The following is a 10,046-nucleotide window of genomic DNA, read 5'->3' as shown; positions in this document are numbered from 1 at the left end:
CCCGACAACGAGCCCGCCCCGCCCCACCCCCCCGGAGGGCGCGTCACTCGCGTGGCCCCTGCGAACACGCCCCCTCAGAGCACGCCCGCCAGGATGCGGGCATGGGTATACGCACGCTCACCCGCCGGACGGCGACCCGCACCTTCGCCGCCGACGCCAGCACAGCCCGCCTCCCCGGAGGCACCCCCCTCACCGCCCACCCCGGCCGGGCAGGCCGCCTCTGGGCCGGCTGGAGACGCCGTTGGCCGCGCCAACCCCTCCGCACCGGTCAGCGCGACCCCGTACGCCCCCCGGCACGCCCGCCCGCGTGATCCGGGTCGTGCCCTTCCGGCCGGTCCTCCGCACGCCCCTCCGCGTGACCCCCGGTGCGAAGCGGGTGGGCCTCCGGGGCACGAGTCCCCGCCCGTCCCCCGGACCGCCGTGCCCGCACTCCCGCCGCGTACAGGAGCAGTCCGGGCAGCAGTCCCGCGCCGATGCCGAAGCACAGGGTCGGGATCACCTCCCACGGCTTCGCCGTCGCGCCCCAGTGCGCCCACCAGCGCAGCACCCGCTGTACCGCCCCCACCGCCGCGCAGCCGCCGATGACGGCGGAGGCCAGCCACCGGTCCCGTACCGACAGCGCGGGTACGCCCGTGGGCCTGCGCGCGCCTGTCCGGCGTAGCGCGTAGTACACGAACCCCGCGATGACCACCGCGGCCAGCGCCGAACCGCCGTACTGCAGGTACCAGTACAGCGGTGAGCCCCGGAGTGGGCTGTCCAGGACGGGGAACAGCCGTACGCCCCACCGGTCGTGGTGGGTGAACGCGTCCCAGACGACGTGGGTGAGGGCGCCGAGGGCGGCCGACGCGTACCAGCGCAGGAGGAGGGAAGGGGTCACCCGCGCGCGGGGCGTTCCGCAGCGCAGCAGGGCCGCCGGCGGGCCCTGGTGGGCGCGGGGCAGCAGGGCGACCAGGGGCTCGCGCAGGAACAGCCACAGGCCCACCAGGGCGCAGGCGATGGCCACGTCGACCGTGAAGACGCCCTGGAAGGAGTGGGTGAAGCTGCCGAACTCCATCGCCCCGGGCAGCGCGCTCGCCGCGAAGTAGGTCAGGTCGGGGGAGAAGGAGCCGGCGACGAGTACCGCCGGTACCAGTCGGCCGCGTCCGGTTCCGTCGGCGCGTACGGCGGGCAGTACGGCCGCCGCATGGCTGAGAGTGAACGGCAAGTGGGCTCCCTGGAACGGATGTCGGGCATGGGCGAACCGCCCCGATGATCATCGGCGTCCAGTATGCGGGACGGCCGCGAGCTGCGACGGGCGGTGGAACGGTGGTCGTGGGGGTGAGTGAAAGGGCACGTACGGGCCACTCGGGTCCACGGAGCGCGACAGAATCACAGGTGGCCAATCGGTGAATAACGGGCACGAACGGGTGTCCGTGCAACACAAGTTGTCGTAGGGTCGCCTGGGTCGGCCTGCCGGGGAGCATGGTCGAACACCGAAGCGCAATGAAGGCGTAACACGCGAACAAGGCGCGAAATCGGGCGAAATGGCCGGTTTTCAAGGCTGACCGGGATCGGTCGGGACTGGTCGGATCGATCGGTACCGGGCGAAAACACATGGAGCAGGGCGACTTGTCGCCCACGGGAGGGGTTCTCCGTATGGCGGCGTACATCGGCAGGAGGCTCCGCAAGGGGGCGGCGACCACGGCTGTGGCCGCGCTCGCGGTCGCGGCACTGTCCGCGTCCCAGGCTCCGGGGGCGGTCGTCGACGACCAGGGCAGACAGACCGCCGCCGACTCTCAGTCCGTGCCCGACGCGACGGTCGACGACAGTGCGAGTGCGACGGGCAACTCGCCCTACCACACGGACCTTCCGCCGCTCAACAGCCCCAACCCCAGCCCGAACCCCTCGCAGTCGGCGGTGATAGGCACGCCGGTCTCGCGCGGCGAGGCCGAGGCCGGCATACCCGCGACCGTCCTCGACGCCTACAAGAAGGCCGAGGCGGCGCTCGGCGCGGCCAAGCCGCAGTGCAACCTGCCCTGGCAGCTCCTCGCGGCCATCGGCAAGGTCGAGTCGGGCCAGGCCCGCGGCGGCCAGGTCGACGCGAACGGCACGACGACCAGCCCGATCCTCGGCCCGCAGCTCGACGGCAACGGCTTCGCGCTCATCAGGGACACCGACAACGGCGTCTACGACGGCAACAGCAGCTATGACAGCGCCGTCGGGCCGATGCAGTTCATCCCGTCCACCTGGGCGTGGGCGGGCCGCGACGGCAACGGCGACGGCAAGGCGGACCCCAACAACATCTACGACGCGGCCCTCGCCGCCGGCCACTACCTGTGCCGGTACGGCTGGGACCTGTCGACGCAGGCCGATCTGAACCGCGCGATCCTCAGCTACAACAACTCGACGGACTATCTGAACCTCGTCCTGTCGTGGCTGGAGTACTACCGCAAGGGCACCCACGAGATCCCGGACGGCACGGGCACGCTGCCCACGGGCCGCAGCGACGACAAGACCGGGACGAGCACCACGCCGTCGCCGGGCACGACGACGCCGAGCACCGGCCCGAGCACGCCGGGCACGAGCACCCCGACCCCGCCGAAGCCGGACAAGCCGACTGTGCCGAGCCCCACCCCCGTGCCCACGCCCACCGACACGGTGGACCACCTGGAGGACGCGGGCACCGCCAAGCTCACCGCGACGGCGGGCGACACGTTCACCAAGAAGATCAGCACGCGCGCGGAGACCTCGGCCGGCAAGTCCGTCGGCAAGGTCAGGATCCGCTTCACGATCGTCGGCGACACCGACACCACCTTCACCGGCGGCGAGAGCGTCGCCACGGTCGTCACCGACAGCGTGGGGGTCGCGGTCGCGCCCACGCTCAAGGCGGGCGAGAAGACAGGTGACTTCACGGTCCGCGCGGTCGTCGTCGGCCGTACGGTCGGCGCCCTCGACTACGCGGCCACCGTCACCGCCCGCGCCGCCGACACCCTCGCCCGGACCGGCACCACCGCGCTCACCTGCGTGGCGGGCGGCGAGTTCGCCGACCAGGTCGAGGTGAAGGCGACGTACGACGGCGCCGTCGCGGACGGTGTCGCGGCCACCGCCACCCTGATCACCTCGGCCACCGACGCGACCGTGAACGACAAGGGCCCCTACTTCAAGGACGCGGACGGCAAGACGGTCCGCACCCTCACGGGCCTCGAAACGGACGCGAACGGCCTCCTCAAGCTGCCGAAGCTGTACGCGGACGACACCGCGGGCACCTTCCTGCTCCGCGTCACCACCACCGGCGGCGCCACCCTGACGGTCGAACTGACCGTGACGGCGGCACCCACCTCCACCGAATCCCCCACGGAATCGGCGACCCCGACGGAATCGGCGAGCCCGTCGGCCTCCGCCTCCCCGAGCGCGTAAAGGCTTCTGCGCGTTCATACGTACGACCGCGGCACCCCGTTCACGGCGAGGGGTGCCGCTTTCGTGTGCGCTTCGTCTGCGCGAGTTGTTCTCATCTCGGCCGCCCGTTGCTACGGTGCCCGCCCTGACACCCCGTCAGCTCACCGTCGGCGCCCGGGGAGGCCCCGTATGCGTGCCCTGATCGCCGCCGCCGCCGGTCTCGCCCTCGCGTTCGCCCTCGTCCTCACGCTCACGGCCGTGGGCACGCCGACGGGCAAGACGTCCCCGAAGCCGATGCTCACCACCGTCCCGTCACACCCGTAGCCGCCGCCGTACCCCTCCGGGAGGGAGGCCGAGATGCGCCGCAAGTCCGGCCTGGTTCTGCTCGCCCTCGCCGTGTTCTTCGCGGCGCTGTCCCCGCTGCTGCGCTGGTACGCCTTCCCGCGCCTGGCCAAGGTGCCCGCCAACCAGTACCAGGACATGGTGCTGGAGGCGAAGGACGCGACCCTGCTCGACTACGGCACGATGACGGCCAAGAAGGTCTCCAAGGTCACCATCGTGCAGACCCTCAAGGGCGACGTCGAGGCGTCGGAGAAGATCGAGAAGACGGCCGGCCGGGACGTGGTCGTCTGGGACGGCCTCTCCTACGTCCAGGGGCCCGACGGGAAGATGGTCTCGAAGATCCCCGAGCGCTACATCTTCGACGCGCACACCCAGGAACCCGTCCACGCCACCGGCGAGATGGTCGACGGCACCCCGGTGAAACGGGAGGGCATCGAGTTCAAGTGGCCCTTCCTGGTGGAGAAACGGGACTACGAGTACTTCGACGCACAGGCGCGCGTGACGGCCCCCATCCACTACAAGGGGACGCGGGACTTCCGCGGCGTCTCGGTCTACTACTTCGAACAGACCATCCCGTGGACGAAGGTGCCCTTCCCCAGGACCATGCCGGTCGAGGGCATCACCCCCGAGACGGTCGCCGCGACCGGCACCACCCGCTGGTACACCACGGTCCGCAAGTTCTGGGTGGAGCCGGTCACCGGTGCGCCCGTCTACGGCGAGGAGATCCACCAGGAGGAACTGCGCGGAGGCACCCTCCTGGGGGGGCGCGAAAAGGTGACGGCCTTCGCCGGGCACGTGAAGATGCGCGAGGACTACATCGAGTCGACGGTCGACCTGGTCAAGTCCCAGCGCGTACTGGTCCTGCTGATGACGTCGTACCTCCCCTGGGGCTTCCTCTCCCTGGGCGTGCTCCTGCTGGCCCTCGCCCTCTACCTGGAGGCCCGCGGACGGCGCCCGGCCGACCCCGTCCCCGCGGAGACCTCCGCCCCCGAACCGGTCACCGCCTGAGCCGCGCGTTCGTGTGCCGGGTCGGCTCGGCGGTCGCCGGGTCCTCCGGCCACGGATGCTTCGGATACCGCCCGCGCAACTCGGCCCGCACGCCCTTGTAGCCGTCCGCCCAGAAGGAGGCGAGGTCCGCGGTGACGGCGGCGGGCCGCCCGGCGGGCGACAGCAGATGCACGACGACCGGCACCCCGGCCACGAGGGGCGACTCCCGCAGTCCGAACATCTCCTGCAACTTCACGGCGAGCACGGGCCGTTCGGGGTCGGAGTAGTCGATCCGGATCCTGGACCCACTGGGCACGGCGAACCGCTCGGGCGCCAGCTCGTCGAGCCGCCCGGCCTCCCCGGAGGCCCACGGCAACAACCGGTTGAGCGCCTGCCCGGCCTCGATCCGCCCCAGATCGCCCCGCCGCCGCGCCCGGCCCAACTCCGGCTCCAGCCACTCGTCCACGCGCGCGTGGAGGGCGCCTTCGGAGACGTCGGGCCACGGATCGCCCAGGCGCAGCCGGAGAAACGCGAGCCGCTCCCGCAGCACCTCGGCGTCCGACGACCACCGCAGCAACCCGAGCCCGTCCTGCCGCAGCCCTTCGACAAGGGCCTCGCGTACGAGGGCGGGGTCGGGGTTCCGCAGCGGACGCACCGCCAGCTCCACCGCCCCGAGCCGCTCGACCCGCCGGGCGACGACGTCCCCGTCGGCCCAGTGGACCTCCTCGCCCGAGGAGCGCAGCGCACCGGCGGCCGACCGGGCGGTGTCCTCGTCGACAACGGCGGCGAGCCGCACGCGCGCGTGCCCGGCCCCGACCGGCCGGTCCGCCACGGCGACCGCGATCCAGGGCGCACCCCGCAGCGCGGAACCGTCACCGACCTCGGCACGCGTACCGGACACCATCAGATACGAGCCGCCCTGGGCGCGGGCGACCCGCTCGGGAAAGGCGAGCGCGGCGACCAGACCGACGGCGTGGTCGTCGCCGACAGCGGGCGCGGATTGCCCAGGGGCGGAATCCGGTGCTGCCGAGCGCAGCCGCCGGGCCTCCGTCCGCCAGCGGGCCGCGTACGCGTCGTTGCCGTGCCGGGCCGTGCGCCAGGCCGCCGCGAGGTCGTCGCCGTACTCCCGGGGCGGCTCCTCGCTCAGCAGCGCAACCACCTCGGCGGCACGGGACGCGCCCACCACGGGAGCCGCGTCCAGGAGGGCGCGGGCCAGCCGGGGGTGCAGGCCGAGGCGGGACATGCGGGTGCCCCGCGTCGTGGCACGGCCGGTGGTGTCCACCGCGCCGATCGCCGTCAGCACCGACCGGGCCGCAGTCATCGCGCCGCCCGGCGGCGGGTCCAGCAATGCCAGCCCGGAGGCGTCGGGATCGCCCCAGCAGGCCGCCTGGAGGGCGAACGCCGTCAGGTCGGCCACCTTGATCTCCGGCGCCGGAAAACGCGTCAGACGGGCGTCCTCGGCCTCCGCCCAGCAGCGGTACACCGCCCCCGCCGCCTCACGCCCGGCCCGCCCCGCCCGCTGCCGCCCGGCCGCCTGCGAGGCCCGTACCGTCGTCAGCGCGCTCAGCCCGCGCGCGTGGTCCACCCTCGGCTCCCGCGCCAGCCCCGAGTCGACGACCACCCGCACCCCGGGAACCGTCAGCGACGACTCCGCCACCGATGTCGCCAGCACCACGCGGCGGCCCGTCCCGTCCGCCAGCACCGCGTCCTGCACAGCCGCGGGCGCACGCCCGTGCACCTGGAGCACCTCCACCGCGGGACCCAGATCCCGCAACTGGCCCGCCACGCGCGCGATCTCGCCCACGCCGGGCAGGAAACACAGGACGTCGCCCGCCCGTTCGGCCAGCGCCCGCCGCACCGTCGACGCCACATGCGTCAGCAGCGCCGGGTCGACCCGCATCCCGTGCGGCGGCCGTACGGGACGGGCCGGCGGCGCCCACACCACCTCCACCGGGTACGACACCCCGGCCGCCTCGACCACGGGGGCGCCGCCCAGCAGCGCCGCCCAGCCCTCGGCGTCGGTCGTCGCCGACGCCGCCAGCAGCCGCAGTTCGGGGCGCAGCGCCGCCCGTACGTCGACCAGGAACGCCGCCGTCGTGTCCGCGTCCAGGTGCCGTTCGTGGCACTCGTCGAGCACGACCACGTCGACGCCCGGCAACTCCTGGTCCCGCTGCAGCCGTTGCAGCAGCACACCCGTCGTGACGACCTCCACGCGTGTGTGCCGCCCGACCACCCGCTCGCCGCGCACGGTGTACCCGACGCTCGCGCCGACCTGCTCGCCCAGCAGCCACGCCATCCGCCGCGCCGCAGCCCGCGCGGCGATCCGCCTCGGCTCGGCGACCACGACCCGTCGCGCGGGCCCGCCGTCCGCCGGCAGCCCCGCCAGCGCCAGCGGCACCAGCGTGGTCTTGCCGGTGCCGGGCGGCGCCACGAGGACGGCGGTGCCGTGCGCGTCGAGTGCCTCGGTGAGGGCGGGCAGGGCACCGCGTACGGGCAGGACGTCCAGGGCGTCGTAACGGATCACGTCCCCCAGTGTCGTACGCCCACGGAAAACGCCCTCCACGCGTGCGGGGAGGGCGCCTTTTCAAGCGGGTTCCCGATCCGGCCTGCTCAGTCGCGCTCGCAGACGAAGATCGCCGTACCCGGGATGAGGCCGCCGCGCAGCGGAGACCAGCCGCCCCACTCGGACGTGTTCCAGGTCGGCCACTCGGGCTCGACCAGGTCCACCAGGCGGAAGCCGCCCGCCACGACGTCCCGGACGCGGTCGCCGACCGTCCTGTGGTGCTCGACGTACACCGCGTTGCCCTCGTCGTCCTGCTCGACGTAGGGCGTGCGGTCGAAATACGAGTGCGAGACGGACAGGCCCTCGGGGCCGGGCTCGTCCGGGAACGCCCAGCGCAGCGGGTGCGTCACCGAGAAGACGAAGCGCCCGCGCGGGCGCAGCACCCGGTGCACCTCGCGCAGCACCAGCACCGGATCGGCGACGAAGGGCATCGCCCCGTACGCCGAGCACACCAGGTCGAAGGAGCCGTCCGCGAAGGGCAGGGCGCCGGCGTCCGCCTCCACCAGGGGGATGCCGCCGCCGATCCGCAGGGCGTGCTGGAGCTGACGGTGGGAGAGGTCGAGGGCGACGGGGCGGGCGCCCTGCGCGGCCAGCCAGCGCGAGCACTGGGCCGCGCCGGCGCCGATCTCCAGGACGTCCTTGCCCTTGAGGTCCTCCGCGGGGCCGAGGAGTTCGGCCTCCACCTCGTCGAGGCCCTCGGGGCTCCAGACGAAGCGGTCGTCGCCCAGGAAGGTGCCGTGCTCGTTCTGGTAGTCGTCCGCGTTCCGGTCCCACCAGCCCCGGTTGGCCCGGGAGCTTTCCGTGACTCCGGCGGCACGCCGGGTGGCCTCGGGCTCGGACGATTCGGGCTCTTGGATGATCGGCTCCCTCGTATTAGTCTGCGGCTCTTCCGTCCGACCTGTTCCGGCGGTCGTCACGAATGGGGCGTCTACGCGCCCGCGTGGCCTCCTGGGACACGTCTTGTGCCGGGTATGCGGCGATCCGCCCCGGGTGTGCGCCTTCGCGCATTGACCCTGCCCGGCTGCCCCCGTATGCTACAAGTTGCGCTGCGGGCCTGCGCACCTCAGACGTAGCAGGCTGCGCTCGCATCTGTATGTATGTCCCCTCGGTTGTCGAGGCGCCACCGGATCTTTCGGTCCTGGTGTGGCGCTTCCTTGGCTGTCCGGCCTTCTGCAGAGCGAAACGGGCTCCCGGCGTAAGCAGTACCTACGACTCACTGTCCGTACCGGAGCCCTTTCCCACATGACGAGCAGCACCGAGACCACCTCTACCACTCCGCAGGTAGCGGTCAACGACATCGGTAACGAGGAAGCCTTCCTCGCCGCGATCGACGAGACGATCAAGTACTTCAACGACGGCGACATCGTCGACGGCGTCATCGTGAAGGTCGACCGGGACGAGGTCCTGCTCGACATCGGTTACAAGACCGAAGGTGTCATCCCGAGCCGCGAGCTCTCGATCAAGCACGACGTCGACCCGAACGAGGTCGTCAAGGTCGGCGACGAGATCGAAGCCCTTGTTCTCCAGAAGGAGGACAAGGAAGGCCGCCTGATCCTCTCGAAGAAGCGCGCCCAGTACGAGCGCGCCTGGGGCACCATCGAGAAGATCAAGGAAGAGGACGGCATCGTCACCGGTACCGTCATCGAGGTCGTCAAGGGTGGTCTCATCCTCGACATCGGCCTCCGTGGCTTCCTGCCGGCCTCCCTCGTCGAGATGCGCCGTGTCCGCGACCTCCAGCCCTACGTGGGCAAGGAGCTCGAGGCGAAGATCATCGAGCTGGACAAGAACCGCAACAACGTGGTCCTGTCCCGCCGTGCCTGGCTCGAGCAGACCCAGTCCGAGGTGCGCCAGACGTTCCTCACGACCCTGCAGAAGGGTCAGGTCCGCTCCGGCGTGGTCTCCTCGATCGTCAACTTCGGTGCCTTCGTGGACCTGGGTGGCGTCGACGGTCTCGTGCACGTCTCCGAGCTGTCCTGGAAGCACATCGACCACCCCTCCGAGGTTGTCGAGGTCGGCCAGGAAGTCACCGTCGAGGTCCTCGACGTCGACATGGACCGCGAGCGTGTCTCCCTGTCGCTGAAGGCGACGCAGGAAGACCCGTGGCAGCAGTTCGCCCGGACGCACCAGATCGGTCAGGTCGTCCCGGGTAAGGTCACGAAGCTCGTTCCGTTCGGTGCGTTCGTCCGCGTGGACGAGGGCATCGAGGGTCTGGTCCACATCTCCGAGCTGGCCGAGCGCCACGTGGAGATCCCGGAGCAGGTCGTCCAGGTCAACGACGAGATCTTCGTCAAGGTCATCGACATCGACCTCGAGCGCCGCCGCATCAGCCTCTCGCTGAAGCAGGCCAACGAGTCCTTCGGTGCCGACCCGGCCTCGGTCGAGTTCGACCCGACGCTGTACGGCATGGCCGCGTCGTACGACGACCAGGGCAACTACATCTACCCCGAGGGCTTCGACCCCGAGACCAACGACTGGCTCGAGGGCTTCGAATCCCAGCGCGAGGTGTGGGAGAACCAGTACGCCGAGGCGCAGCAGCGCTTCGAGCAGCACCAGGCTCAGGTCATCAAGTCCCGCGAGGCCGACGCCCAGGCGGCGGCCGAGGGCGGCGACGCGGCGGGTGCGGCTCCGGCCGGTTCCGTCGGCGGTTCGTACTCCTCGGAGTCGGACGACACGTCGGGCGCCCTGGCGTCGGACGAGGCGCTTGCGGCGCTCCGCGAGAAGCTGGCCGGTGGCCAGAGCTGATCGCTGCCGCTGGGCTTAGCAGCTAGTCGAGGGGCCC

General features: G+C 71.9%; 7 protein-coding genes. 4 read left to right on the top strand and 3 right to left on the bottom strand.

The annotated features are described in order from the left end of the window. Window positions 1-268: 268 nt before the first annotated feature. Window positions 269-1,204: a DUF4184 family protein gene (locus tag CW359_RS33410; RefSeq protein WP_105973948.1), complete on the bottom strand. Its 936-nt coding sequence runs from the start codon at window positions 1,202-1,204 to the stop codon at window positions 269-271. Window positions 1,205-1,635: 431 nt separating this feature from the next. Here CW359_RS33410 and CW359_RS33405 point away from each other — a divergent pair, with 431 nt between their 5' ends. The 3 genes from CW359_RS33405 to CW359_RS33395 all read left to right on the top strand — a co-directional run bounded on the left by CW359_RS33405 (window position 1,636) and on the right by CW359_RS33395 (window position 4,725). Continuing rightward, window positions 1,636-3,396 (top strand): lytic transglycosylase domain-containing protein, encoded by a 1,761-nt coding sequence (locus CW359_RS33405; RefSeq protein ID WP_105973947.1) that lies wholly within the window; start codon window positions 1,636-1,638, stop codon window positions 3,394-3,396. 168 nt (window positions 3,397-3,564) lie between these two features. Then, window positions 3,565-3,699, top strand: a complete 135-nt coding sequence (locus CW359_RS33400) for an SPW_0924 family protein (RefSeq protein WP_105973946.1) — start codon at window positions 3,565-3,567, stop codon at window positions 3,697-3,699. Window positions 3,700-3,732: 33 nt separating this feature from the next. Continuing rightward, entirely contained in the window at window positions 3,733-4,725 is a 993-nt protein-coding gene (locus tag CW359_RS33395) for a cell envelope lipid trafficking protein PgfA (RefSeq protein ID WP_105973945.1), read from the top strand. Here the strand turns inward: CW359_RS33395 and hrpB are convergent. Both hrpB and CW359_RS33385 read right to left on the bottom strand, forming a co-directional pair. Continuing rightward, the gene (gene hrpB, locus CW359_RS33390; RefSeq protein ID WP_105973944.1) at window positions 4,715-7,228 is read right to left on the bottom strand and encodes an ATP-dependent helicase HrpB; all 2,514 of its coding nucleotides are present in this window, start codon (window positions 7,226-7,228) and stop codon (window positions 4,715-4,717) included. The two genes, CW359_RS33395 and hrpB, sit on opposite strands and share 11 nt — an antisense overlap. An 86-nt stretch (window positions 7,229-7,314) precedes the next feature. Then, entirely contained in the window at window positions 7,315-8,184 is an 870-nt protein-coding gene (locus CW359_RS33385; RefSeq protein ID WP_105973943.1) for a class I SAM-dependent methyltransferase, read from the bottom strand. Between the two features lie 325 nt (window positions 8,185-8,509). Between CW359_RS33385 and rpsA the strand changes: the two genes are divergently transcribed. After that, a complete protein-coding gene (rpsA, locus tag CW359_RS33380; protein ID WP_105973942.1) occupies window positions 8,510-10,009 on the top strand; it encodes a 30S ribosomal protein S1 in 1,500 nt (499 codons plus the stop codon). The last annotated feature ends 37 nt before the right edge of the window (window positions 10,010-10,046 follow it).

Origin of the sequence: Streptomyces geranii, assembly GCF_002954775.1 — a bacterium.
GTDB lineage: Bacteria > Actinomycetota > Actinomycetes > Streptomycetales > Streptomycetaceae > Streptomyces > Streptomyces geranii.
The sequence above is the reverse complement of the archived record's forward strand: the minus strand, read 5'-3'. Positions and strand labels throughout refer to the sequence as shown.